This window comes from Trabulsiella odontotermitis, assembly GCF_030053895.1.
Classification (GTDB): Bacteria; Pseudomonadota; Gammaproteobacteria; order Enterobacterales; family Enterobacteriaceae; genus Trabulsiella; species Trabulsiella odontotermitis_C.
The window spans coordinates 3,616,165-3,641,780 of the sequence record NZ_CP125781.1; the positions used below are offsets into that span (position 1 = coordinate 3,616,165).

23 protein-coding genes, 3 tRNA genes and 3 rRNA genes are annotated in these 25,616 nt (G+C 53.4%); 12 read left to right on the plus strand and 17 right to left on the minus strand.

Translation table 11 applies throughout. The features are described from left to right. Positions 1–11 precede the first annotated feature (11 nt). Positions 12–476: a ribonuclease HI gene (gene rnhA, locus QMG90_RS17160; protein ID WP_346733123.1), complete on the plus strand. Its 465-nt coding sequence runs from the start codon at positions 12–14 to the stop codon at positions 474–476. Here the strand turns inward: rnhA and QMG90_RS17165 are convergent, their stop codons facing one another. Next, positions 477–1,199: a class I SAM-dependent methyltransferase gene (locus QMG90_RS17165; protein WP_283280826.1), complete on the minus strand. Its 723-nt coding sequence runs from the start codon at positions 1,197–1,199 to the stop codon at positions 477–479. A 33-nt stretch (positions 1,200–1,232) separates the two neighbouring features. Here QMG90_RS17165 and gloB point away from each other — a divergent pair, with 33 nt between their 5' ends. Then, a complete protein-coding gene (gene gloB / locus QMG90_RS17170; RefSeq protein ID WP_283280827.1) occupies positions 1,233–1,988 on the plus strand; it encodes a hydroxyacylglutathione hydrolase in 756 nt (251 codons plus the stop codon). A 71-nt stretch (positions 1,989–2,059) separates the two neighbouring features. After that, the gene (gene mltD / locus QMG90_RS17175; protein WP_283280829.1) at positions 2,060–3,427 is read left to right on the plus strand and encodes a murein transglycosylase D; all 1,368 of its coding nucleotides are present in this window, start codon (positions 2,060–2,062) and stop codon (positions 3,425–3,427) included. A 48-nt stretch (positions 3,428–3,475) separates the two neighbouring features. Here mltD and QMG90_RS17180 read toward each other — a convergent pair whose 3' ends face one another. Together QMG90_RS17180 and QMG90_RS17185 are read right to left on the minus strand one after the other, a co-directional pair. Next, entirely contained in the window at positions 3,476–4,246 is a 771-nt protein-coding gene (locus QMG90_RS17180) for a class I SAM-dependent methyltransferase (RefSeq protein ID WP_283280831.1), read from the minus strand. Positions 4,247–4,321: 75 nt separating this feature from the next. Beyond that, positions 4,322–5,122, minus strand: a complete 801-nt coding sequence (locus QMG90_RS17185; protein ID WP_072171033.1) for an endonuclease/exonuclease/phosphatase family protein — start codon at positions 5,120–5,122, stop codon at positions 4,322–4,324. Between the two features lie 136 nt (positions 5,123–5,258). On the opposite strand from QMG90_RS17185, the gene yafC reads away from it, so the two are divergent. Next, complete coding sequence (gene yafC / locus QMG90_RS17190; protein ID WP_283280832.1) at positions 5,259–6,155, plus strand: DNA-binding transcriptional regulator YafC; 897 nt, start codon at positions 5,259–5,261, stop codon at positions 6,153–6,155. A 38-nt stretch (positions 6,156–6,193) separates the two neighbouring features. On the opposite strand, the gene dkgB is transcribed toward yafC, so the two are convergent. From dkgB to gmhB, 8 genes are all read right to left on the minus strand, one after another. Further along, complete coding sequence (gene dkgB / locus QMG90_RS17195; protein WP_283280833.1) at positions 6,194–6,997, minus strand: 2,5-didehydrogluconate reductase DkgB; 804 nt, start codon at positions 6,995–6,997, stop codon at positions 6,194–6,196. 163 nt (positions 6,998–7,160) lie between these two features. Next, positions 7,161–7,237 (minus strand) — tRNA-Asp (locus tag QMG90_RS17200). 51 nt (positions 7,238–7,288) lie between these two features. After that, positions 7,289–7,404 (minus strand): 5S ribosomal RNA (gene rrf, locus QMG90_RS17205). Between the two features lie 64 nt (positions 7,405–7,468). Continuing rightward, positions 7,469–10,377 (minus strand): 23S ribosomal RNA (locus QMG90_RS17210). Positions 10,378–10,685: 308 nt separating this feature from the next. Next, positions 10,686–10,761: transfer RNA gene (locus tag QMG90_RS17215), tRNA-Ala, on the minus strand. Between the two features lie 107 nt (positions 10,762–10,868). Then, positions 10,869–10,945 (minus strand) — tRNA-Ile (locus QMG90_RS17220). A gap of 71 nt (positions 10,946–11,016) precedes the next feature. Further along, positions 11,017–12,557, minus strand: a 16S ribosomal RNA gene (locus tag QMG90_RS17225). Together the 16S, 23S and 5S rRNA genes with 3 tRNA genes alongside form the textbook arrangement of a ribosomal RNA operon. 374 nt (positions 12,558–12,931) lie before the next feature. Beyond that, positions 12,932–13,495 (minus strand): D-glycero-beta-D-manno-heptose 1,7-bisphosphate 7-phosphatase, encoded by a 564-nt coding sequence (gmhB, locus tag QMG90_RS17230; protein ID WP_283280834.1) that lies wholly within the window; start codon positions 13,493–13,495, stop codon positions 12,932–12,934. Positions 13,496–13,682: 187 nt separating this feature from the next. On the opposite strand from gmhB, the gene metN reads away from it, so the two are divergent. The 6 genes from metN to proS all read left to right on the plus strand — a co-directional run bounded on the left by metN (position 13,683) and on the right by proS (position 19,253). Further along, positions 13,683–14,714 (plus strand): methionine ABC transporter ATP-binding protein MetN, encoded by a 1,032-nt coding sequence (gene metN, locus QMG90_RS17235; RefSeq protein ID WP_283280835.1) that lies wholly within the window; start codon positions 13,683–13,685, stop codon positions 14,712–14,714. Then, positions 14,707–15,360, plus strand: a complete 654-nt coding sequence (locus QMG90_RS17240; protein WP_038155488.1) for a methionine ABC transporter permease MetI — start codon at positions 14,707–14,709, stop codon at positions 15,358–15,360. Before metN ends, QMG90_RS17240 begins: the two co-directional genes overlap by 8 nt. 29 nt (positions 15,361–15,389) lie before the next feature. Continuing rightward, the gene (locus QMG90_RS17245) at positions 15,390–16,205 is read left to right on the plus strand and encodes a MetQ/NlpA family lipoprotein (RefSeq protein ID WP_054178444.1); all 816 of its coding nucleotides are present in this window, start codon (positions 15,390–15,392) and stop codon (positions 16,203–16,205) included. A 108-nt stretch (positions 16,206–16,313) separates the two neighbouring features. Next, the gene (gene rcsF, locus QMG90_RS17250; RefSeq protein WP_038155493.1) at positions 16,314–16,718 is read left to right on the plus strand and encodes an Rcs stress response system protein RcsF; all 405 of its coding nucleotides are present in this window, start codon (positions 16,314–16,316) and stop codon (positions 16,716–16,718) included. Further along, complete coding sequence (tsaA, locus tag QMG90_RS17255) at positions 16,715–17,422, plus strand: tRNA (N6-threonylcarbamoyladenosine(37)-N6)-methyltransferase TrmO (protein WP_283280838.1); 708 nt, start codon at positions 16,715–16,717, stop codon at positions 17,420–17,422. Before rcsF ends, tsaA begins: the two co-directional genes overlap by 4 nt. 112 nt (positions 17,423–17,534) lie before the next feature. Further along, positions 17,535–19,253 (plus strand): proline--tRNA ligase, encoded by a 1,719-nt coding sequence (proS, locus tag QMG90_RS17260; RefSeq protein ID WP_283280839.1) that lies wholly within the window; start codon positions 17,535–17,537, stop codon positions 19,251–19,253. 38 nt (positions 19,254–19,291) lie between these two features. On the opposite strand, the gene nlpE is transcribed toward proS, so the two are convergent. From nlpE to QMG90_RS17275, 3 genes are read right to left on the minus strand one after another with little or no spacing between them, the layout of a single operon-like run. After that, complete coding sequence (gene nlpE / locus QMG90_RS17265; protein ID WP_283280840.1) at positions 19,292–19,990, minus strand: envelope stress response activation lipoprotein NlpE; 699 nt, start codon at positions 19,988–19,990, stop codon at positions 19,292–19,294. 33 nt (positions 19,991–20,023) lie between these two features. Further along, positions 20,024–20,446 (minus strand): alternative ribosome rescue aminoacyl-tRNA hydrolase ArfB, encoded by a 423-nt coding sequence (gene arfB / locus QMG90_RS17270; RefSeq protein WP_283280841.1) that lies wholly within the window; start codon positions 20,444–20,446, stop codon positions 20,024–20,026. Next, on the minus strand, positions 20,443–20,988 hold the full coding sequence (locus QMG90_RS17275; protein WP_283280842.1) for a YaeQ family protein: 546 nt from the start codon (positions 20,986–20,988) through the stop codon (positions 20,443–20,445). Before QMG90_RS17275 ends, arfB begins: the two co-directional genes overlap by 4 nt. A gap of 197 nt (positions 20,989–21,185) precedes the next feature. On the opposite strand from QMG90_RS17275, the gene QMG90_RS17280 reads away from it, so the two are divergent. Continuing rightward, positions 21,186–21,386 (plus strand): YaeP family protein, encoded by a 201-nt coding sequence (locus QMG90_RS17280; protein WP_054178438.1) that lies wholly within the window; start codon positions 21,186–21,188, stop codon positions 21,384–21,386. Further along, complete coding sequence (gene rof, locus QMG90_RS17285; protein WP_283280845.1) at positions 21,373–21,633, plus strand: Rho-binding antiterminator; 261 nt, start codon at positions 21,373–21,375, stop codon at positions 21,631–21,633. The genes QMG90_RS17280 and rof overlap by 14 nt, the downstream gene beginning before the upstream one ends. Before the next feature lies 1 nt (position 21,634). Here rof and tilS read toward each other — a convergent pair whose 3' ends face one another. The 3 genes from tilS to ldcC form a co-directional block, all read right to left on the minus strand. Beyond that, complete coding sequence (gene tilS, locus QMG90_RS17290) at positions 21,635–22,951, minus strand: tRNA lysidine(34) synthetase TilS (RefSeq protein WP_283280847.1); 1,317 nt, start codon at positions 22,949–22,951, stop codon at positions 21,635–21,637. Positions 22,952–23,015: 64 nt separating this feature from the next. Further along, entirely contained in the window at positions 23,016–23,405 is a 390-nt protein-coding gene (locus QMG90_RS17295) for a VOC family protein (protein WP_283280848.1), read from the minus strand. A 60-nt stretch (positions 23,406–23,465) separates the two neighbouring features. Further along, complete coding sequence (gene ldcC, locus QMG90_RS17300) at positions 23,466–25,604, minus strand: lysine decarboxylase LdcC (protein ID WP_283280849.1); 2,139 nt, start codon at positions 25,602–25,604, stop codon at positions 23,466–23,468. Positions 25,605–25,616 lie beyond the last annotated feature (12 nt).

Sequence of the window (25,616 nt, forward strand, 5' to 3'; positions counted from 1 at the left end):
GTCTACCAGAGATGCTTAAACAGGTAGAAATTTTCACCGATGGTTCTTGCCTCGGCAATCCAGGGCCGGGTGGCTACGGTGCTATTTTACGCTATCGCCAGCACGAAAAAACCTTTAGCGCAGGTTATCATCTTACCACTAACAACCGCATGGAACTGATGGCAGCGATTGTCGCGCTCGAAGCCCTGAAAGAACATTGTGAAATCGTGCTGAGCACGGACAGCCAGTATGTTCGTCAGGGGATCACCCAGTGGATCCACAACTGGAAAAAGCGCGGCTGGAAAACGGCCGATAAAAAACCGGTCAAGAATGTCGATCTCTGGCAGCGCCTGGATGCTGCCCTCAGCCAGCATCAGATCCGTTGGGAGTGGGTTAAAGGCCACGCCGGGCACCCGGAAAACGAACGCTGCGACGAGCTGGCGCGGGCTGCCGCCTGCAACCCCGCATTCGACGATACGGGTTATCAACCCGAATAACTAGTCGTAGGGCTTGCGGTATTGTCGGGTCGCCCCTACCGCAGGTCTCAACTGTGTTTTGGCTTTGCTTTGTCGCATCGGGTTTAACGTCAACGGAATCGTGCGTTTACGGGCGATAATCAGTTGCAGGCACCCCAGCGCGGGAATGTGCGTGCTGAGAAGCCGCCCTCCCTGCCGGGTCCAGGGTAAAACCTGAAAACGGCCGTAGTGCAGTACTTCAAAATTCAGCAGCGCCAGCCAGTCCATCTGGCGCATCATGGTAAACATTCGGCTATTGTAGGGCGTGCTCTTTCTTAATACCGGCACCAGTTTGCGCATGCCCATCAGGCTGACCGGGTTGAAGCCGCTCAGAATGAGCCAGCCATCGTCAATCAGCACGCGATCAACTTCGCGCAGCAGACGATGGGGATCCTGACACCAGGGCAGCGTATGTGCCAGCATGCAGGCATCAACCGATTTTTCGGCAAACGGTAACCACAGCGGATCGGCTTTGACCTGCATCGGTTCGCCCCGCAGCGATACATTAACCTGATGCGAAATCGCGCAGGCTTCCGTGTTGATTTCCGCGCTGAGATTGCCAATCTTAAGCAAGTGAAAGCCGTACAATTTGGCCAGCCAGGGTTTAAGCTGATATTCCAGCGCCTCGCGATAGTATTCCCCCCACGGCATTTCTGACCAGTGGATGGGCGCTTCTACTGTTTGAGGTATCCTTGCCGGTTTCATTACAACCTTCCGCTACGCTTTGTGAGGTAATTTATGAATCTTATCAGTATTCCTGCCTTTCAGGACAACTACATCTGGGTTCTGAGTGACGATAACGGCCGTTGCCTGATTGTGGATCCTGGTGAGGCGGCGCCGGTGCTTGCTGCTATAAAAGAAAACCAGTGGCAGCCCGAAGCGATTTTCCTTACCCATCACCACCATGACCACGTTGGCGGCGTGAAAGAACTTCGCCAGCATTTTCCTGATGTAGTGGTATATGGCCCTGCTGAGACACAAGATAAGGGTACAACGAAAGTCGTAGGTGAAGGCGATGAGGTGGCTATTTTGGGGGGCAAATTTCGGGTAATTTCTACCCCAGGTCACACTTTAGGACATATCTGTTTCTTCAGCGATCCTTATCTTTTCTGCGGCGACACGATGTTCTCAGGCGGTTGCGGTCGTTTGTTTGAAGGAACGCCAACACAGATGTATCAATCCTTCCAGAAGATAAATGCACTTCCGGCAGATACGCTGATTTGTTGCGCACACGAGTATACTTTAACAAATATAAAGTTTGCCTTAAGCATTCTCCCCCACGATCCTGCAATAAATGATTATTACCTTAAAGTTAAGGAGTTACGTGCAAAAAATCAAAAAACACTGCCCGTAACTCTGAAAAATGAGCGTCAAATAAATATTTTTTTACGCACGGATGACATTGATTTAATTAATGAAATATCCAAAGAAACAAAATTGCAACAACCTGAAGAGCGATTCGCCTGGTTACGGGTAAAGAAAGACAACTTCTGAAAATTCCGGGTTGCCTTTTAAAAACTTCGCCGTTATGATTGCTCGTCTTTTAAGCAACTATTGACACACACATGAAGGCAAAAGCGATATTACTCGCCTCTGTCCTGCTGGTGGGGTGCCAGGCGTCTAAGCACGATGGTAACGTTCAGCAGCACGCACAGAGCCTTTCTGCAGCTGGTCAAGGGGAAGCAGGAAAGTTCATAAGTCAGGCGCGATGGATGGACGATGGAACATTCTACGCACAGAATCAGGACTTGTGGGCTTTCATAGGCGACGAGCTAAAGATGGGAATTCCGGAAAACAACCGGATTCGCGAACAAAAACAAAAGTATTTGCGTAACAAGAGCTATCTCCACGATGTAACTTTACGGGCAGAGCCGTATATGTACTGGATAGCAGGGCAAGTTAAGAAACGTAACATGCCCATGGAACTGGTACTACTACCCATAGTGGAGAGCGCTTTTGACCCGCATGCAACGTCTGACGCCAATGCCGCAGGCATCTGGCAGATCATACCGAGCACCGGGCGGAATTATGGTTTGAAACAGACCCGCAGTTATGACGCGCGTCGTGATGTGATTGCCTCTACAACGGCAGCTCTCGACATGATGCAACGTCTTAACAAGATGTTTGACGGCGACTGGTTGTTAACGGTTGCCGCTTACAACAGCGGTGAGGGTCGAGTGATGAAGGCGATGAAAGCGAACAAAGCGCGTGGCAAACCCACCGACTTCTGGTCACTCTCATTACCTCAGGAGACCCGGGTATACGTGCCTAAAATGCTGGCATTGAGCGACATCCTCAAGAACAGCAAACGTTATGGCGTTCAGTTACCAACCGCAGATGAAAGCCGTGCACTCGCGCGCGTTCATCTGGATAACCCGGTTGATCTGAAACAGGTAGCGGATATGGCCGGTATCTCTGTGACTAAGCTGAAAGCATTTAACGCCGGCGTTAAGGGTTCTACCCTCGGCGCAGCAGGACCTAAGTATGTGATGGTGCCAAAGAAGCACGCAAATCAACTGCGTGAATCTCTGGCTTCTGGCGAGATTGCCGCCGTCCAGCCTACGCTGGTTGCCGACAACACCCCGCTGAGCAGTCGCAGCTATAAGGTTCGTTCAGGCGATACACTTTCCGGCATTGCCGCGCGCCTTGGCGTATCGGCGAAAGATCTTCAGCAGTGGAATAATCTGCGGGGATCAAACCTGAAAGTGGGTCAGAACCTGACAGTAGGCGCAGGGAGCAGCGCACAGCGTCTTGCCCGCAACAGCGATAGCATTACTTATCGCGTACGCAAGGGTGATTCACTGTCGAGCATTGCGAAACGTCATGGTGTCAACATTCGTGACGTGGTCCGCTGGAATGGCGGTACCGATAGCCTGCAACCTGGCGATCAGCTGACGCTGTATGTGAAAAACAGCAGCAGACCAGAATCCTGATAACAGCATGAACTAAAAAAGGCACCGCTTCCCGGTGCCTTTTATTTTTTATGCAGCTTTATACGCTTCCAGCATCACGATGTCGCTGGTAAACGATCCTTCCGCCTGCAGAGCAAAGTACGCTTTTACGTCTGTTGATGCGCTGTCCTGATACAGCCGAATAGCCTCACACAATGCCTGAGGCGTACGCATTCGCGCCACCCATGAAGAGAACTCAAGCGGTAATTTGTCGGTGGTTAACGTTCGCGTAACCAGTCCGGCCTCGTTGACCAGCGCTAACCATTCGCCGCTTGAATAATTTCGCACATGCGAGGTATCCCGCAGCGCTTCGACGGTTTGCAGCCAGATATCGCGGACCGGATGCCCGGGCGACATTACGTCCATCATGATGAACACCCCGCCAGGTTTGAGCACCCGTTTAACCTCTCGCAGCGCCTGCCCTACGTCGTGCCAGTGGTGAGCCGAATAACGGCTAATCACCACATCAAAGGTGGCATCGGCAAACGGCAACGCTTCCGCGTACCCTTGCTGCGTGCGGATGTTATGCAGCCCTTTTTCCTGCGCAGCATGCTCAACGACCTCCAGCATCTGACGGGATAAGTCATAGGCTGTGACGTTCGCTACGTTGCCAGCCGCCACAAAGCTGGCGTGCCCTGCTCCGCATCCCATATCCAGCAGTTGTGCCTGTGGGAACGCTGAAAGTCGCTCAGCCAGACGCTGGAGATCGCGCCCGGCGGCATGCACCGTGCTGGTTAAATAGGCCTGAGCCTGCGAGCCAAACTGTTTTTCGACGTTATCGTGATGAGAACCTGTGGTCATATGCTGTCCTTTGATGAGTGATAATAAAGGGCAGCACTGAGATCAGGTCTGCCCCACGGCAGACCTGACATACCTTTATTTATCAGGCTTGCCGGGACTGAATTCAACGAGTAGCGGGTTGTGGTCGGACGCGCGGGTGACCAGCACAGAGGCTTCATCCACCGCGAGGCCGCGATAGAAAACAAAATCGAGCGGACGGCCAAACGCACGACGGCGATTGTCATCTGTAAAGCGGACTTCGCGTAAGGACATCTCACGCGCAAAACGGTACAACGCGTTCATTCGCGGACGGCTCCAGGCATTGAAGTCACCGGCCATAATCACCGGGCCGCTGTGGTGGGCAATCTGGTCGCCAATGGGAAGTAATTGCTTACTGTACACATCCACCCCCAGACTAAAATTTACCGCGTGAATATTCACTACCATCAACAGGCGAGTGTCCGGTAACGGATAGACCGTCACCAGCGCGGACTTCGCCAGACGCAGGATCGGCTCACGTTCACGCAACGGGCAACAATAAACAGGATGCGCCGCTGACAGTGTCATTACGCCAGAGGGATGCTGCGGTAACACAAAGGCGGGAACCTGATCCGCCGCCAGATAGTTAGTGGTCGCAAACGACACCAGTTCAGGCGTGGTTTGCGCCTCCTGCAATAACACCAGATGCGCATCTTTGCCGAAATTTTTCAGCACCGACATCCATTCAGCGCGCTGCTGTTTAAAGATATTCCAGACGAGGATCCGTATTTTTTCTTCACTGCTGATGGGCGCACCTGCGGGTAACGCTGTACCAATGCTCGCAAACGATCCTGGTGGCAGGATCCGCTCCGCCGGTTGTCCGGCGACATAACGCATGGCATAGGTATTCTTTCGCACTTTTAGCTTCGAACCTCAATGACAAAAAACCCGCCCAGAATCGCGCGGGTTCTTCTGTTATAGGGATTTCCGCTCATACTTTCAACGCTATTTACCAGAAACATTGTATTATTGAATTTTTGCGCATGGAGCAACAATGAAAGCAACCTCTGAAGAAATTGCCATCTTTGTCGCGGTTGTCGAAAGTGGAAGCTTTAGTCGGGCGGCAGAACAGCTCGATCAAGCTAACTCCGCCGTCAGCCGGGCCGTCAAAAAACTCGAATCAAAACTGGGCGTCAGCCTGCTCAACCGAACCACCCGTCAGTTGAGCCTGACCGAAGAAGGTGAGCGTTATTTTCGCCGGATGCAGGTGGTGTTGCAGGAAATGGCAGCCGCGGAAAACGAGCTGATGGAGACGCGAAACACACCGCGAGGCTTGCTGCGCGTCGATGCCGCCACGCCGGTGGTGCTTCATTTTCTGATGCCGCTGATAAAGCCGTTTCGGGAACGCTACCCTGAAATGACACTCTCGCTGGTCTCCTCAGAAACGTTTATCAACCTGATTGAGCGCAAAGTGGATGTCGCCATTCGGGCCGGGACGCTCACTGACTCCAGCCTGCGCGCGCGTCCGCTGTTCAACAGCTACCGGAAGATCATCGCCTCACCAGATTATCTTGAGAAACACGGCACGCCGCAAACCGTGGAAGAACTGAAACAACACCTGTGCCTGGGTTTCACCGAGCCAGTTTCCCTGAATACATGGCCCGTATCCTGTAATGACGGGCAACTCTTTGAGATTCAGTGCGGACTCTCGTCAAATAGCGGCGAAACGCTAAAACACCTCTGCCTGAGCGGCAATGGCATTGCCTGTCTGTCCGACTATATGGTGGATAAAGAAATTGAGAAGGGAGATTTTGTCGAGCTGCTGGCGGATAAACGTTTGCCGGTCGAGATGCCATTCAGCGCGGTCTATTACAGCGACAGAGCGGTAAGTACCCGCATTCGGGCGTTTATTGATTTCTTGAGTGAATACATTAAGCAGAACATGAAATAAAAAAGCGAGTGGCGCAATGCCACTCGCTACTCTGGAGATTAATCCCAGTTCGGCGCCAGGCCTTCCGGGCTAACCAGACGATCGTTGCAATCAAGCGCAGCAATCGCTTTCTTATCTTCCTCGTCCAGCTTCAGATCGCGTGCCAGCAGGTTGCTCGCCAGGTTTTCACGTTTAGTGGATGATGGGATCACGGCATAACCTTCACCCATTGCCCATGCCAGGATAACCTGAGCCGGGGTAGCGTTGTGTTTTGCAGCGATACGCGCAATCACTTCATCTTTCAGCGCCTTACCATAAGCCAGCGTCATATAAGAGGTGATGTGGATACCGTGAGCCTTCGCCCAGTCAACCACTTTACCGTTCTGCAGGTACGGTGACAGCTCAATCTGGTTCGTCGCGATGTTTTCTGCCCCGACCGCAGCGATGGCTTTTTCCATCAGTGGGATGGTGAAGTTAGAAATACCGATTTCGCGAGTCAGACCCTGCTTTTTCGCTTCCAGCAGCGCCTGCATGAATTCTTCAACAGACACTTCATCATTCGGGGACGGCCAGTGAATCAGCGTCAGATCCACATAATCGGTACGCAGTTTCTGCAGGCTCTCTTTCAGACTTGAGATCAGCTTGTCTTTGCTCAGATTCTCGATCCAGATCTTAGTGGTGATAAACAGATCGCTGCGCTTAACGCCGCTTTCCGCAATTGCCTGACCAACAGCCGCTTCGTTGCCATAGATCTGTGCAGTATCAATAGCGCGGTAGCCGAGCTCCAGCGCATTTTTTACAGAAGCGATAACTACATCGTCGTTCAGACGGAACGTACCAAGACCAAATGCAGGGATAGACATAAGAATTCCTCTTTTTCACAGTTTGTGTTTAATGCGAGGATTATGGATGAAGCCATGGAAGGAAAACAGATCGTAAAACGCAGAGGATTTTTGCTAATACAGCAATAATCAATATTTTAGAATATGAAAAAGCCCTGAGTTTTCACTCAGGGCTCTCAATAAGTGGCGGAACGGACGGGACTCGAACCCGCGACCCCCTGCGTGACAGGCAGGTATTCTAACCGACTGAACTACCGCTCCACCGAAACTGTCTACAACGCCCGGTTTTACCCGGGTTACTGCTAAATGGATGCCTGGCAGTGTCCTACTCTCACATGGGGAAGCCCCACACTACCATCGGCGCTACGGCGTTTCACTTCTGAGTTCGGCATGGGGTCAGGTGGGACCACCGCGCTAAAGCCGCCAGGCAAATTCTGTTATCTGTATCAGGCTGAAAATCTGTCTCTCACGCCAAAACATCTTCGGCGTTGTAAGGTTAAGCCTCACGGTTCATTAGTACCGGTTAGCTCAACGCATCGCTGCGCTTACACACCCGGCCTATCAACGTCGTCGTCTTCAACGTTCCTTCAGGAGACTTAATGTCTCAGGGAGAACTCATCTCGGGGCAAGTTTCGTGCTTAGATGCTTTCAGCACTTATCTCTTCCGCATTTAGCTACCGGGCAGTGCCATTGGCATGACAACCCGAACACCAGTGATGCGTCCACTCCGGTCCTCTCGTACTAGGAGCAGCCCCCCTCAATTCTCCAGCGCCCACGGCAGATAGGGACCGAACTGTCTCACGACGTTCTAAACCCAGCTCGCGTACCACTTTAAATGGCGAACAGCCATACCCTTGGGACCTACTTCAGCCCCAGGATGTGATGAGCCGACATCGAGGTGCCAAACACCGCCGTCGATATGAACTCTTGGGCGGTATCAGCCTGTTATCCCCGGAGTACCTTTTATCCGTTGAGCGATGGCCCTTCCATTCAGAACCACCGGATCACTATGACCTGCTTTCGCACCTGCTCGCGCCGTCACGCTCGCAGTCAAGCTGGCTTATGCCATTGCACTAACCTCCTGATGTCCGACCAGGATTAGCCAACCTTCGTGCTCCTCCGTTACTCTTTAGGAGGAGACCGCCCCAGTCAAACTACCCACCAGACACTGTCCGCAACCCGGATTACGGGTCCACGTTAGAACACCAGCCATTAAAGGGTGGTATTTCAAGGGCGGCTCCATGCAGACTGGCGTCCACACTTCAAAGCCTCCCACCTATCCTACACATCAAGGACCAGTGTTCAGTGTCAAGCTATAGTAAAGGTTCACGGGGTCTTTCCGTCTTGCCGCGGGTACACTGCATCTTCACAGCGAGTTCAATTTCACTGAGTCTCGGGTGGAGACAGCCTGGCCATCATTACGCCATTCGTGCAGGTCGGAACTTACCCGACAAGGAATTTCGCTACCTTAGGACCGTTATAGTTACGGCCGCCGTTTACCGGGGCTTCGATCAGGAGCTTCGCCTTACGGCTGACCCCATCAATTAACCTTCCGGCACCGGGCAGGCGTCACACCGTATACGTCCACTTTCGTGTTTGCACAGTGCTGTGTTTTTAATAAACAGTTGCAGCCAGCTGGTATCTTCGACTGGTCTCAGCTCCATCCGCGAGGGACTTCACCTACGCACCAGCGTGCCTTCTCCCGAAGTTACGGCACCATTTTGCCTAGTTCCTTCACCCGAGTTCTCTCAAGCGCCTTGGTATTCTCTACCTGACCACCTGTGTCGGTTTGGGGTACGATTTCGTGTTACCTGGAGCTTAGAGGCTTTTCCTGGAAGCAGGGCATCTGTCACTTCAGCACCGTAGTGCCTCGTCATCACGCCTCAGTGTTAAAGCACTCCGGATTTGCCTGGAGCACACACCTGCACGCTTAAACCGGGACAACCGTCGCCCGGATGACACAGCCTTCTCCGTCCCCCCTTCGCAGTAACACCAAGTACAGGAATATTAACCTGTTTCCCATCGACTACGCCTTTCGGCCTCGCCCCTTAGGGGTCGACTCACCCTGCCCCGATTAACGTTGGACAGGAACCCTTGGTCTTCCGGCGAGCGGGCTTTTCACCCGCTTTATCGTTACTTATGTCAGCATTCGCACTTCTGATACCTCCAGCAGCCCTCACAGGCCACCTTCAACGGCTTACAGAACGCTCCCCTACCCAACAACACTTAGTGTCGCTGCCGCAGCTTCGGTGCATGGTTTAGCCCCGTTACATCTTCCGCGCAGGCCGACTCGACCAGTGAGCTATTACGCTTTCTTTAAATGATGGCTGCTTCTAAGCCAACATCCTGGCTGTCTGGGCCTTCCCACATCGTTTCCCACTTAACCATGACTTTGGGACCTTAGCTGGCGGTCTGGGTTGTTTCCCTCTTCACGACGGACGTTAGCACCCGCCGTGTGTCTCCCGTGATAACATTCTCCGGTATTCGCAGTTTGCATCGGGTTGGTAAGTCGGGATGACCCCCTGGCCGAAACAGTGCTCTACCCCCGGAGATGAATTCACGAGGCGCTACCTAAATAGCTTTCGGGGAGAACCAGCTATCTCCCGGTTTGATTGGCCTTTCACCCCCAGCCACAGGTCATCCGCTAATTTTTCAACATTAGTCGGTTCGGTCCTCCAGTTAGTGTTACCCAACCTTCAACCTGCCCATGGCTAGATCACCGGGTTTCGGGTCTATACCCTGCAACTTAACGCCCAATTAAGACTCGGTTTCCCTTCGGCTCCCCTATGCGGTTAACCTTGCTACAGAATATAAGTCGCTGACCCATTATACAAAAGGTACGCAGTCACACCCAAAAGGGTGCTCCCACTGCTTGTACGTACACGGTTTCAGGTTCTGTTTCACTCCCCTCGCCGGGGTTCTTTTCGCCTTTCCCTCACGGTACTGGTTCACTATCGGTCAGTCAGGAGTATTTAGCCTTGGAGGATGGTCCCCCCATATTCAGACAGGATACCACGTGTCCCGCCCTACTCATCGAGTTCACAGCCTGTGTGTTTTTGTGTACGGGGCTTTCACCCTGTATCGCGCGACTTTCCAGACGCTTCCACTGACACACAAACTGATTCAGACTCTGGGCTCCTCCCCGTTCGCTCGCCGCTACTGGGGGAATCTCGGTTGATTTCTTTTCCTCGGGGTACTTAGATGTTTCAGTTCCCCCGGTTCGCCTCGTAACACTATGTATTCATGTTACGATGATGCACCGAAGTGCACCGGGTTTCCCCATTCGGACATCGCCGGTTATAACGGTTCATATCACCTTACCGGCGCTTTTCGCAGATTAGCACGTCCTTCATCGCCTCTGACTGCCAGGGCATCCACCGTGTACGCTTAGTCGCTTAACCTCACAACCCGAAGATGTCTTGTTCTGTCCGGCTTGTTGCGCGTCGTGAATACTGCGTTGTTCCGTACTCGCGATGCTCATGGACATTAAGTCCACTGCGCTCGCTACGTGCGGTACGCCTTGTCTTCACTTCGCTCACATCACCTCTGACAGTGTTGTCTTCTGATTGCGAAAATTTGAGAGACTCACGAATAATCTTTCGACTATTCAGTGTTTCAATTTTCAGCTTGATCCAGATTTTTAAAGAGCAAAACTTCGCAGTGAACCTTTTCAGGCACACTCTGAAGTTTTCTTGTGTCGCAGTAAAGATGGTGGAGCTATGCGGGATCGAACCGCAGACCTCCTGCGTGCAAAGCAGGCGCTCTCCCAGCTGAGCTATAGCCCCATCGTGATTACCTCTGTACCGGTAATTTTTCCTGAGACAAGGCGCGCAACGGCGAAGCATACAATCAGTATGCGAGTCGTTTCGCAACGCAGTATTCAGGGAAAATTTGGTAGGCCTGAGTGGACTTGAACCACCGACCTCACCCTTATCAGGGGTGCGCTCTAACCACCTGAGCTACAAGCCTGCAGAGATTTTTTACTGCTGTAATTTCATCAGACAATCTGTGTGAGCACTTCAGAGGCAGGTTCTTTCAGGTAAGGAGGTGATCCAACCGCAGGTTCCCCTACGGTTACCTTGTTACGACTTCACCCCAGTCATGAATCACAAAGTGGTAAGCGCCCTCCCGAAGGTTAAGCTACCTACTTCTTTTGCAACCCACTCCCATGGTGTGACGGGCGGTGTGTACAAGGCCCGGGAACGTATTCACCGTGGCATTCTGATCCACGATTACTAGCGATTCCGACTTCGTGGAGTCGAGTTGCAGACTCCAGTCCGGACTACGACATACTTTATGAGGTCCGCTTGCTCTCGCGAGGTCGCTTCTCTTTGTATATGCCATTGTAGCACGTGTGTAGCCCTGGTCGTAAGGGCCATGATGACTTGACGTCATCCCCACCTTCCTCCAGTTTATCACTGGCAGTCTCCTTTGAGTTCCCGACCTAATCGCTGGCAACAAAGGATAAGGGTTGCGCTCGTTGCGGGACTTAACCCAACATTTCACAACACGAGCTGACGACAGCCATGCAGCACCTGTCTCACGGTTCCCGAAGGCACATTCTCATCTCTGAAAACTTCCGTGGATGTCAAGACCAGGTAAGGTTCTTCGCGTTGCATCGAATTAAACCACATGCTCCACCGCTTGTGCGGGCCCCCGTCAATTCATTTGAGTTTTAACCTTGCGGCCGTACTCCCCAGGCGGTCGACTTAACGCGTTAGCTCCGGAAGCCACGCCTCAAGGGCACAACCTCCAAGTCGACATCGTTTACGGCGTGGACTACCAGGGTATCTAATCCTGTTTGCTCCCCACGCTTTCGCACCTGAGCGTCAGTCTTTGTCCAGGGGGCCGCCTTCGCCACCGGTATTCCTCCAGATCTCTACGCATTTCACCGCTACACCTGGAATTCTACCCCCCTCTACAAGACTCAAGCCTGCCAGTTTCGGATGCAGTTCCCAGGTTGAGCCCGGGGATTTCACATCCGACTTGACAGACCGCCTGCGTGCGCTTTACGCCCAGTAATTCCGATTAACGCTTGCACCCTCCGTATCCCGCGGCTGCTGGCACGGAGTTAGCCGGTGCTTCTTCTGCGGGTAACGTCAATTGCTGCGGTTATTAACCACAGCACCTTCCTCCCCGCTGAAAGTACTTTACAACCCGAAGGCCTTCTTCATACACGCGGCATGGCTGCATCAGGCTTGCGCCCATTGTGCAATATTCCCCACTGCTGCCTCCCGTAGGAGTCTGGACCGTGTCTCAGTTCCAGTGTGGCTGGTCATCCTCTCAGACCAGCTAGGGATCGTCGCCTTGGTGAGCCGTTACCCCACCAACAAGCTAATCCCATCTGGGCACATCTGATGGCATGAGGCCCGAAGGTCCCCCACTTTGGTCCGAAGACGTTATGCGGTATTAGCTACCGTTTCCAGTAGTTATCCCCCTCCATCAGGCAGTTTCCCAGACATTACTCACCCGTCCGCCGCTCGCCGGCGGGGAAGCAAGCTTCCCCCCGCTGCCGCTCGACTTGCATGTGTTAGGCCTGCCGCCAGCGTTCAATCTGAGCCATGATCAAACTCTTCAATTTAAGTTTGATGCTCTAAGAATTAAACTTCGTAATGAATTACGTGTTCACTCTTTGAGACTTGGTATTCATTTTTCGTCCGAGGACGTTAAGAATCCAGTCACTCCGAGTGCCCACACAGATTGTCTGATAAATTGTTAAAGAGCAGTTGCGACGCGGCTTACAGCGCACTGTCGCGAGGTGGCGTATATTACGCTTTCCTCTTTCAGAGTCAACCCCAATTTCTCAGGATTTTTTCTCTTCCGACTCACCGTCGCTGTGTGATGTTTGTCATCAGCGCCGTGTCGATGGAGGCGCATTATAGGGGGCCTGCGAGGAATGACAAGCGGAAAAATTCATTTTTATTTCAACCGCTCATCTTTTCGTCATAACGCTGGTTATTTCCGCTTTTTGATAGCCGCAGGCAAATCAGCAAGACTATTAATCACCCAATCAGCTGACTTTTCAGCCTCGTCGGTTACAGGCTTACCGGTACGCACCAGCACTTTGGTTCCGATCTCTGCCGCGGTCGCCGCCTGCATATCTTCCAGCTTATCGCCAACCATATAAGACGCAGCCATATCAATGTGCAGATAATCACGCGCAGAGATCAGCATTCCCGGGTGCGGTTTGCGGCAATCACAGACCTGGCGGAATTCCTCTACGCTCCCTTGTGGATGATGTGGACAATAATAGATACCATCCAGATCGACACCGCGGTCGGCCAGTGACCAGTCCATCCACTCGGTCAGTGTTTCAAACTGCGCTTCGGTAAATTTGCCGCGCGCAATTCCGGACTGGTTGGTCACCAGTACCAGAGCAAAACCCATCTCTTTGAGTTCACGCATGGCATCAATGACGCCATCAATAAACTCAAAATCATCAATTTCATGCACATAGCCGTGATCAATATTTATTGTGCCATCACGATCGAGAAAAACTGCGGGTACTGACTTTGCCACGATGAGCTCCTGAATATAGCCTGTGCCGCTAGTATCGCATGTTTCGTCACGCAAGAAAGTGCTCATTATTGAAAGCTGGATTGATTTAGACGTCTGGATGCCTTAACATCCATTTCATTGACGGCCTTCGTGCGCGTCCGGCAGTAAAAAATGCCACGGCTAACATTTAAACGATAATAAATACCTAATGATTAAACTTTCGAAAATCACCAAAGTGTTCCAGCAGGGAAACCGTACTATTCAGGCTCTCAATGATGTCAGCCTGCATGTACCTGCCGGGCAAATCTACGGCGTCATTGGCGCCTCCGGTGCGGGTAAAAGTACGCTGATTCGCTGTGTGAATCTGCTGGAACGTCCGACTCAGGGCAGCGTACTGGTTGACGGCCAGGAGTTGACGACGCTCTCAGAATCCGCGCTGACCAAAGCACGTCGCCAGATCGGCATGATTTTCCAGCACTTTAACCTGCTCGCTTCTCGTACCGTTTTTGGTAATGTCGCGTTGCCGCTGGAGCTCGATAACACCCCGAAAGAAGAAATAAAGCGCCGCGTCACTGAATTGCTGGATCTGGTCGGTCTGAGCGATAAACACGACAGCTATCCGGCAAACCTGTCGGGCGGTCAAAAGCAGCGCGTCGCCATTGCGCGTGCGCTGGCCAGCAATCCCAAAGTACTGCTGTGTGATGAAGCCACCAGCGCGCTCGACCCGGCCACCACGCGCTCCATTCTGGAACTGCTGAAAGACATTAACCGTCGTCTGGGCCTGACCATTCTACTGATCACGCATGAGATGGATGTGGTGAAACGCATCTGCGATTGCGTTGCGGTTATTAGCAACGGTCAGTTGATCGAGCAGGATACGGTGAGTGAAGTGTTCTCCCATCCGAAAACCCCGCTGGCACAACAGTTCATTCAGTCGACACTGCATCTGGATATCCCGGAAGATTACCTGGCGCGCCTGAAAGACTTCCCGTTGTCGGACAGCGTGCCGATGCTGCGCATGGAATTTACCGGTCAGTCCGTTGACGCCCCGCTGCTCTCCGAAACCGCGCGTCGTTTTAACGTGAATAACAATATTATCAGCGCACAGATGGATTACGCCGGCGGCGTTAAGTTCGGCATCATGCTGACCGAAATGCACGGAACACAAGTAGATACGCAAGCCGCCATTGCCTGGCTGCAGGAACGACATGTAAAAGTAGAGGTGCTGGGTTATGTCTGAGCCAATGATGTGGTTACTGGCCCGCGGCGTCTGGGAGACGCTGGCGATGACCTTCGTCTCCGGCCTGTTCGGTTTTGTCCTCGGCCTGCCCGTGGGGGTTCTGCTGTATGTCACCCGTCCGGGGCAGATTGTGGAAAATGCGAAGATCTACCGCACCGTTTCGGCGCTGGTGAATATCTTCCGTTCGATTCCTTTTATTATTTTGCTGGTGTGGATGATCCCATTCACCCGGGTAATCGTCGGCACCTCCATCGGTCTGCAGGCAGCGATTGTCCCGCTGACCGTCGGGGCGGCGCCGTTTATCGCCCGTATGGTAGAAAACGCGTTGCTTGAAATTCCCACCGGATTGATTGAAGCGTCCCGCGCTATGGGCGCTACGCCGATGCAGATCGTACGCAAAGTCCTTTTGCCGGAAGCGCTGCCCGGTCTGGTGAATGCGGCAACGATTACCCTTATCACACTGGTAGGCTATTCGGCGATGGGCGGTGCCGTTGGCGCAGGCGGTCTCGGCCAGATTGGCTATCAGTACGGCTATATCGGCTATAACGCGACGGTAATGAATACGGTACTGGTATTGTTAGTCGTTCTGGTTTATTTAATTCAATTCTGCGGCGATCGTATCGTCCGGACTGTGACTCACAAATAACGTAATACACAACATACAAAGGAAATAACATGGCGTTCAATTTGAAGACTTTTGCGGCCGTGGGTGCCCTGCTTGGTTCTCTGGCTCTGGTGGGTTGCGGTCAGGATGAAAAAGATCCGAACCACATTAAAGTAGGTATCATCGTTGGCGCTGAGCAGCAGGTTGCTGAAGTCGCGCAGAAAGTTGCGAAAGAGAAATACGGTCTGGATGTTGAACTGGTGACCTTTAACGATTACGTTCTGCCGAACGAAGCGCTGAGCAAAGGCGATATCGATGCAAACGCCTTCCAGCACAAACCGTACCTGGATCAGCAGATCAAAGATCGCGGCTACAAACTGGTACCAGTCGGAAACACTTTCGTTTACCCGATCGCAGGTTACTCCAAAAAAATCAAAACGCTGGACGAGCTGCAGCCAGAATCACAGGTTGCCGTTCCGAATGATCCGACCAACCTTGGCCGTTCCCTGCTGCTGCTGCAGAAAGTGGGTCTGATCAAACTGAAAGATGGCGTGGGCCTGCTGCCAACCGTGCTGGATATCGAGCAGAACCCGAAAAACCTGAAAATTGTTGAGCTGGAAGCGCCGCAGTTGCCGCGTTCTCTGGACGACGCACAGATTGCGCTGGCCGTCATCAACACCACATACGCCAGCCAGATCAACCTGACGCCGGCGAAAGACGGTATCTTTGTTGAAGATAAAGAGTCTCCGTACGTTAACCTGATCGTTTCCCGCGAAGATAACAAAGACGCCGAAAACGTGAAAAAATTCGTTGAAGCGTATCAGTCTGACGAAGTGGCTGCGGCGGCCGACAAAATCTTTAATGGCGGTGCAGTGAAAGGCTGGTAATCTCTCTCCCCAGTCAATATCATTCAGGACGGGCATATGCCCGTCTTGTCATTTTGACCAGCACCTGATTCAATAACTGTCTGGTTTACCATTCATTGAGGAAATATTATGCGTGCTTTACCGATCTGTTTACTGGCACTCATGTTAAGCGGCTGTTCCATGCTAAGCAGATCTCCTGTCGAACCCGTACAAAGCACCGCAACGCCGCCCAAAACGGAAACCGTCAAACCCAAAGCACCGCGCCCTGTTCCGGTAAAAATCTACACCAAAGCAGAAGATTTGCTCGGTAAACCTTTCCGCGAACTCGGTGAAGTCTCCGGTGATTCCTGCCAGGCGTCCAATCAGGACTCTCCGCCAAACATTCCAACAGCGCGGAAACGTATGCAGATTAACGCTTCTAAAATGAAGGCGAACGCGGTTCTGCTGCACAGCTGCGAAGTGACCAGCGGTACGCCGGGTTGCTATCGTCAGGCCGTCTGTATCGGATCGGCCCTCAACGTTTCGGCGAAATGAGTGCGTTTCAGTTTGAGCAAATAGGCATCATTCGCTCTCCGTATAAAGAGAAGTTTGCCGTTCCCCGCCAGCCGGGGCTGGTGAAAAGCCAGGGCGGCGAACTTCATTTGCTTCCCCCCTACAATCAGGCCGAAGCCGTTCGTGGTCTTGAAGGTTTCAGCCATTTGTGGGTGTTGTTTGTTTTTCATCAGACGATGGACGGCGGCTGGCGTCCTACCGTCAGACCACCGCGTCTTGGCGGTAATACCCGTATGGGCGTTTTTGCCACCCGTTCCACCTTCCGCCCGAATCCGATCGGCATGTCGCTGGTTGAACTGAGGGGCATCCGCTGTGAGAAAGATCAGGTGATCCTGCAACTGGGCAGTCTGGATCTGGTGGACGGCACGCCGGTCATCGACATTAAACCCTATCTGCCGTTTGCTGAAGCGCTGCCGAACGCCACCGCCAGCTACGCGCAACAGGCACCGCAGGCCGACATGCCCGTCAGCTTTACCGACGACGTTGAAGCCCAGTTATTGCCGCTGGAAAAACGGTATCCGCAGTTGAAAACGTTCATTTGCGACGTTCTGGCCCAGGATCCGCGTCCGGCGTATCGAAAAGAAGAAGAAAGCGGGAAAACCTACGCCGTCTGGTTGCTGGATTTCAACGTTCGCTGGCGCGTAAACAGCAACGGTTTCGAAGTCTTTGCGCTGGAACCGCGCTAATTTTATTTTTCCTCTCTTTTGGCATCTTTGCCACACTGGTAAACTAAACCACTTTTTTTGAATCAGGCTCGCCCTGAGTCTGTTCCAATCGTCCAAATGGAATCGTAACAACATGCGTACTAGCCAATATCTGCTCTCCACTCTGAAGGAGACACCTGCCGACGCCGAAGTCATCAGCCATCAGCTGATGCTGCGCGCCGGGATGATCCGCAAGCTGGCCTCCGGGTTATACACCTGGCTGCCAACCGGCCTGCGCGTCCTGAAAAAAGTCGAAAACATCGTGCGTGAAGAGATGAACAACGCCGGTGCGATTGAGGTGTCAATGCCAGTAGTTCAGCCAGCTGATCTGTGGCAGGAGAGCGGTCGTTGGGAGCAGTATGGCCCGGAACTGCTGCGCTTTGTTGATCGTGGCGATCGTCCGTTTGTCCTAGGCCCGACTCACGAAGAAGTGATTACCGATCTGATCCGTAACGAGCTGAACTCATACAAACAGCTGCCGTTGAACTTCTTCCAGATCCAGACCAAGTTCCGTGACGAAGTGCGTCCGCGTTTTGGCGTCATGCGTTCCCGCGAATTCCTGATGAAAGATGCCTACTCTTTCCATACCTCACAGGAATCCTTGCAGGAAACCTACGATGCGATGTATGCCGCCTACAGCAAAATCTTCACCCGCATGGGTCTGGATTTCCGCGCCGTGCAGGCAGATACCGGCTCTATCGGCGGTAGCGCTTCTCATGAGTTCCAGGTGCTGGCACAGAGCGGTGAAGATGATGTGATCTTCTCCGACAGCTCTGATTTTGCCGCTAACATTGAATTCGCAGAAGCCCTTGCGCCGAAAACGCCGCGCGCGGCTGCAACGCAGGAAATGACGCTGGTCGATACGCCGAACGCGAAAACCATCGCCGAGCTGGTTGAGCAGTTCAATCTGCCGATTGAGAAAACCGTTAAAACGCTGCTGGTGAAGACGGTGGAAGGCAGCGAATATCCGCTGATTGCGCTGCTGGTGCGTGGCGATCACGAACTGAACGAAGTGAAAGCAGAGAAGCTGCCGCAGGTGGCAAGCCCGCTGACCTTCGCCACCGAAGCGGAAATTCGCGCGGTAGTGAATGCCGGTCCGGGTTCCCTTGGCCCGGTGAACATGCCGGTTCCGGTGGTGATCGACCGTACTGTGGCGGCGATGAGCGATTTCGGTGCTGGCGCGAACATTGATGGCAAACACTATTTTGGCATCAACTGGGATCGCGACGTTGCGACGCCAGAAGTGGCCGACATCCGCAACGTGGTTGCTGGCGATCCGAGTCCGGACGGTCAGGGTACGCTGCTTATCAAACGCGGTATCGAAGTGGGTCATATCTTCCAGCTTGGCACCAAGTACTCTCAGGCGATGAATGCCGCTGTGCAGGGTGAAGATGGTCGTAACCAGATCCTGACGATGGGTTGTTACGGTATCGGCGTGACACGTGTGGTTGCGGCGGCGATCGAACAGAACAACGATGAGCGAGGTATCGTCTGGCCGGACGCCATCGCGCCGTTCCAGGTGGCGATCCTGCCGATGAACATGCACAAGTCCTATCGCGTACAGGAGCTGGCGGAAAAACTGTACAACGAACTGCGCGCGCAGGGCATTGACGTGCTGATGGATGACCGTAAAGAGCGTCCGGGCGTGATGTTCGCCGATATGGAGCTGATTGGTATCCCTCACACCATCGTGATTGGCGACCGTAACCTTGATAACGACGATATCGAATATAAATACCGTCGTTCAGGTGAGAAGCAGCTGATTAAAACCGGCGACATTCTCAATTACCTGGTCACTGCCATTAAGGGCTAAGCTGACAAAAAAGCCTCGCAATCGCGAGGCTTTTTTTATTACTCGTTACAGTCTTTGCCGGGGATAAATTTAGATCCTTTATCCGCCATCAGCGTTTTGGTCATTTCGCCGGTATCCGGATTTGGCTCAAGGGTGAAATGCCCTTCGACCACCAGTAAAATGGGTTTGGTTTCGGTGCCTCGCGCAACGGCATAATCTCGTTCCAGCTGGGCATTATTGGCTACCGCGACGCGCTGACCCGTTGCACAATCAGTAAAGATGGCGGCGTCAGCCATATAAAAATACATTCCACGCATCGCCATCGGCGTCGTCGGCAGGCTTGCCTTTACCGGTTCAAGCGTATAATTCAGTGTCGATTCGATCGGGTTACCGTCACGATCGAGCATTTCCAGTTTATTGCCCTTCGCACGGTAGTAAGACTTTTCTCCGTCGCTGTCGGTCAGCACCAGTTTATCTGCCGTGCGCGCCCAGGTCCCATATGACGCAAATGAAGACGGCTCGTGTTGTACGCCCTGATAGCGTTCGTTCATCACCCAGGTACCGTCTTTTTCCAGGAACAGCGACGTCTCAATACCTTCGCAATCCGCACAAGGTAAAATACCACGCCAGCTTTGCTGCATCGGGGTTAACGCTTCCGACTGCGGCACCAGCACCGTATCCACTTCAGCACGGTTATTACAGCCGATGAGCGCAAAGAGCGTGCAGGCTGCAGCCACTGTTAATATCGCTTTCTTCACCTTGAATTCCTTATTCTCAATGGTTTTTCTTCGTCACGATGAGGAATGACGAACTTTACCGCGCAGCGCTTTTACCGAGGATTTCTGAGCCTTTGAGGCCAGTCTGCGTTCTTTCGACGCTTTTGTGGGTCGGGTTGATTTACGATGTTTCTGCACGGCGGTTAATTCTTTTATGACGCTCACCAGGCGAGCCAGTGCGGCTTCCCGATTCATCTCCTGGCTGCGATATTCCTGCGCCTTTATCACGATCACGCCATCTTCAGAAATTAAATGATGGCTGGCGGCCAGTAGGCGCTCCTTGTAGTACTCTGGCAGGCTCGAGGCCCGAATGTCAAAGCGCAAATGTATAGCCGTTGAGGCTTTGTTAACGTGCTGCCCACCCGCGCCCTGCGCACGGATCGCCGTAATCACCACTTCATCGTCAGCCAGGGAGACATTTCGCGAAAGGGTAATCATGCCTGCTGTTGCCAGGGGATCAAATGAATTTCCAGATTATTCTGATCATCCGACAGCCAGATGGCACCATCCTGCAACGTCGCCTGTAACGTCATGGTGCGTGCGGCAAAGGCACTCAGCTGCGCTAACTGCGCATCATCAAGATACCAGATTGACAGATTATCAAACGAGGCCAGCTTCGCCTGGTTCTGCTGCCACCACACTTCCGCCGCGCGGCTGTTATACGTGAACAACGCCACCGCCTGCGAACGTGAGCAGGCTTTTTTGATACGGCGTTCGTCCGGCAGCCCCAGTTCAATCCATAAATCAATCGCTAAGTGATCGTTTAACAGCCAGAGCTCAGGCTCATCATCCGCACTTAACCCGCGCGTGAACTGCAACCGCTCGTCGGCATATTTCAGCCAGGCCAGCAAACGCAGCATCATTCGCTCTTCGGTTTCCGAGGGGTGACGCGCCAGCGTCAGGTTAGCATCCAGAAACTGATTGCGGTCGAGGTCGGCAACGTTCACTGTCGCTTTATAAATTGTCGCTTTCAGCGCCATGAGGTAACTCCTGCAAAAATTGGCGGTTATTGTAGCGAAATCCGTGACAAAAGGCTGTCACGAATTCGCCGAGTTAACGCTCATCCTGCTGATATTGCTTTGATGGGTATGGTATAGTCACCTTGCTAAACAGAGTTTATCTTCGTAGGCTTAAACTTGCATCCCACGGTTAAGTCAGAACGCTGACAGGAGGGCATGTGGAAAAGTATTGTGAGTTAATACGCGCGAGATATGCGGAAATTGCCAGCGGAGATTTAGGGTATATCCCGGATGCGCTGGGTTGTGTGCTGAAGGCATTGAATGATGTTGCATCTGATCATGCCGTTTCAGAGTCGGTCAGGGAAAAAGCAGCCTATGCCGCTGCGAACTTACTGGTGAGCGATTATGTCAATGAATGATACTTATCAACCCATCAATTGTGATGACTATGACAATCTCGAACTCGCCTGCCAGCATCATCTGATCCTGACGCTGGAGCTGAAAGATGGTGAAGTCCTGAAAGCGAAGGCCGATGACCTGCTGTCACGTAAAAACGTGGAGTATCTGGTCGTCGACGTCTCCGGTGAAACCCGGGAGCTACGTCTTGATAAAATCGCCAGCTTCAGTCATCCGGAAATCGGCACCGTCGTGGTCAGTGAGTCGTAATTTATGAACGGGCAGGCAACTGCCCGTTTTTTATCCATTCCAGCTGTACGCCATTCCCCGCTTCTGCCAGACCGTCCCGCGTCACAAACTGCCCCGCCGCTGCAATCAACGTCTCACCATAAAACAGCAGCGGCGTTGTGTCCCGCAGCCAGGGCGCGACGCCCAGTTCCTGCCAGATTTTTTTCAGCTTGCGGCTCCCGTTACGCCCCACAATGCGCAGCATGCCCGGCGCTTTAAACCGCACGCTGACAACATCGTCATCCGCCGGAGCGCGAATCAGCCCACCCGGCGTCAGCCGCAACTGGCCGAGATTATCCGGTAGTGTGAGCACTGCCGATGGCGATGGCCAGGCAATCACCCGCTCCGCCTGACTGGCATGCGCTTTCAGCCACCAGAGCCGGTGCTGAAAACGACGGATTTCAAACTCGCCAACGCGCAGACAAGGGTTCGCATCCTCGCGGGCCTGCGCCACTTCGTCCCACAGATGCTGAAGACTTTCTCTGGAAGGCATAGGCGCCTGCTGTTGCGCCAGCCAGCGCCGCAACAGCGCGGCGCGGCGCACCTCGCTGACGTGCTCCAGCGGTGCGATGATCAACGCGCCTTCGCTGTCCGTTAATGTCGCCAGTTCATCGGTCAACAGCTCATCCAGCAGTTTTTCCTGCTCGCCGCACAGTGCCGCACTGCGCGCGACCGCTTGTGCAAAATGCGGCCAGCGAGCGGTAAACTCAGGCACCACGCGCAGGCGCAGGAAGTTACGGTCATAGGTATCGTCCTGATTGGATTCGTCTTCGATCCAGCTCAGCGCATGATCCTGCGCCCACTGCAACAGCGAGGCACGGGACGTATTCAGTAACGGGCGCAGCAGTTTCGTCCCGGCGAAATCTGCCTGAGTAGGCATCGCCGACAACCCCGCCGGCCCGCTGCCGCGCTTTAACGCCAGCAAAAAGGTTTCACACTGATCGTTCAGATGCTGCGCCGTGACCAGCACTTCGCCAGGCGCCAGCGCCTCACGAAAAGCGGTGTAACGCGCCAGTCGCGCATGCGCTTCCGTTCCCTTTCCTTCATCCACCAGCGTAACGCGAACCACCTCCAGCGGGATTTCCCACTGTGCACAAAGCTGCTGGCAATGCGTCACCCAGTCATCAGCGTTGGCGCTAAGACCGTGATGAATATGAATCGCGCGTAACTGGATGTCGGGGTTTTCTTGCCGCCAGCAGAACAACTGGTGCAGCAGTACGGTAGAGTCAAGCCCGCCGCTGAACGCGACCAGAAAACGACGCCAGGGAGAGAGAAATTGAGCGATTGCCGGGGTTGTCATGATGGTATTGCATTAAAGAAGCCTAACCCGGCACGTTACCGGGCTAAGTCGGTGATGACAAGCGTTATTGCTGATAGAGTTCCAGCGGCAGGCCGTCCGGATCGTTAAAAAAGGTAAAGCGCTTGTCGGTAAAAGGATCAACGCGAATCGCTTCACAACGCACGCCTTTGCCTTCAAGGTGAACGACGGCCTGATCGATATCCTCTACGCTGAACGCCAGATGGCGCAACCCACAGGCTTCCGGGCGACTCGGGCGCGCTGGCGGAAACGGAAAGGAGAACAGTTCAATCACATACTGCCCGTTCAGCGCCAGATCGCCTTTCCAGGAATCGCGCGCTTCGCGATACGCTTCACTCTGCAGCGTAAAACCGAGAATGTCGCAGTAGAACGCTTTGCTCTTCGCGTAATCCGACGCAATGATGGCAATGTGGTGAACCTGTTTTAAACCCAGCATGAAAATCCTCCTTAAAGTCTCCCTGCACGTTACTCGCCCGCGCCCGATGCGCGCAACCCTTCAGTCATTTTTTAAGACTCGTACCCGATAGATGCCGTCCTCACCGCGCCGCGCGCCGTGGATGTCGGTTTCAAATCCGGGATAGTGGTGCCCGATGGAACACAGCATCAGCAGGAAATCGAGCACCGACCGGCTCTCTTCGGTGATCATCTCACCCGGCATCAGCAGCGGTACTCCCGGCGGATAAGGCAGGATCATATTCGCCGAGACGCGGCCCACCAGATGCTCGAGCTCGATGGTTTCCACCTCGCCTTTGATCTGCCGTTGCCACGCCTGATGCGGCGTCATAACCATTTGCGGAAGCACATCAAATGCGCGCAGCATCAGGTGCGAAAGCTGATGCTGACGGATCAGTTTGTGGATCCCCTGCGCCAGATCCTGAATGCGCATGTTACGGTAGAAATCAGGATCTTCGGCATAGAGATCAGGTAGCATATTTTTGACGCGTAAATTGAGATCGTACGCGCGTTTAAATTCCGTCAGCCCACGCAATAACCCCATTGCCCGGGTTTTATCGATGCCGATACTGAATAAAAACAGCAGGTTGTAAGGCCCGGTTTTTTCCACTACCACACCGCGTTCGTCAAGGAATTTTGCGACCAGCGCTGCCGGGATCCCCTCATCGCCCATATTCCCCTGCTCATCCATGCCCGGCGTCAGAATGGTCACTTTGACCGGGTCGAGAAACATATGGTCCGCGTCGGCATCGGCGAAACCGTGCCAGTCTTCACCCGGTGCGACCGGCCAGCACTCCGCTTCGTCTACCGCTTCCGGCTGCCAGATATCAAAGAACCAGCCGTCTGATTCTTCCCTCAATCGTTGCACCTCTTTACGGAAATGCAGTGCGCGCTCGACCGAGCGATGAATAAGCCGCTTACCCGGATTTCCTCGCAGCATTGCCGCCGCCGTTTCAATCGAGGCGACAATGGGATAACTCGGCGACGTTGAGGTATGCATCATAAACGCTTCGTTAAACGCCTCTTCGTCATAATCCCCTTTGATATGAATCAGTGAAGCCTGCGACAGCGCTGCGAGCATCTTGTGCGTTGATTGCGTCTCATAAATCACTTTGCCCGGCACCCGGTCGCCGCTCATCCCGCTTTTTCCCTGATAGATCGGGTGAAAATGCGTATAGGGCACCCAGGCGGAATCAAAATGAATAGAGGGAACGTCCAGCGTCTGCTTAATCCAGGTGGTGTTATACAGCAGGCCGTCATAAGTCGAATTGGTGATCACCGCATGCACCGGCCACTGCGCCTGCGGCGTGGCCGCTACCTTTTGCGCGAGGCTGTCACGGGTGAATTCGCGTCGTGGAATGCCGCCCAGGTTCCCCAGTGCGTTACGCGTCGGCTTCAACCACAGCGGCACAACGTCGCTCATCATTAGCAGATGCGCTAGCGATTTGTGGCAGTTGCGGTCGATGAGCAGCGTACTGCCCGCGGGCGCGGCATACATACCAATGATTTTGTTCGAGGTCGAGGTGCCGTTGGTCACCATATAGCTCTGCTCGGCACCGAATGTACGGGCGATATATTCTTCCGCTTCCAGATGCGGGCCGGTGTGATCGAGCAGCGAACCCAGTTCCGTTACTGAAATCGACACATCCGCTTTCAGCGTATTCCCGCCGAAAAAATCATAAAACAGGCAGCCCACCGGGCTTTTCTGATAGGCCGTACCGCCCATGTGCCCGGGTGTACAGAAGGTGTATTTGCCCTCTTTCACATATGTGAACAGCGCGCGGGTAAACGGCGGCGTGATGTTATCCAGATACTCGCCGGTGTACTGACGAATGCGGGTGGCGATGTCCTCCGCCTGCCCCAGCGCATACTCAAAGAACCATAGCGCCATGCGCATGTCGTGGACCGAGACATCCATCGTCGAGTGGGTATCAATAAAAGCGTAAAGCGGAAGATATTCATTCAGCTGGTTTATCTCACTGCACAAATCGACGCTGTATTCGTCCCAGTCGAAAATCACGCCGCAAATACGTGGATTATGCTCAATGAACTTGATCAGATCGGCGCTGTTTTGCGGCCAGATGGTTTTGAACCCCTGCCGCGCCAGCGCCGCTTCCAGTTCCTTGATCGGCTCGTCTTTGTGGTAGACCCCGTGAGGCCCCATGATGGCAATAATGTTCACGTGTTCCTCCTG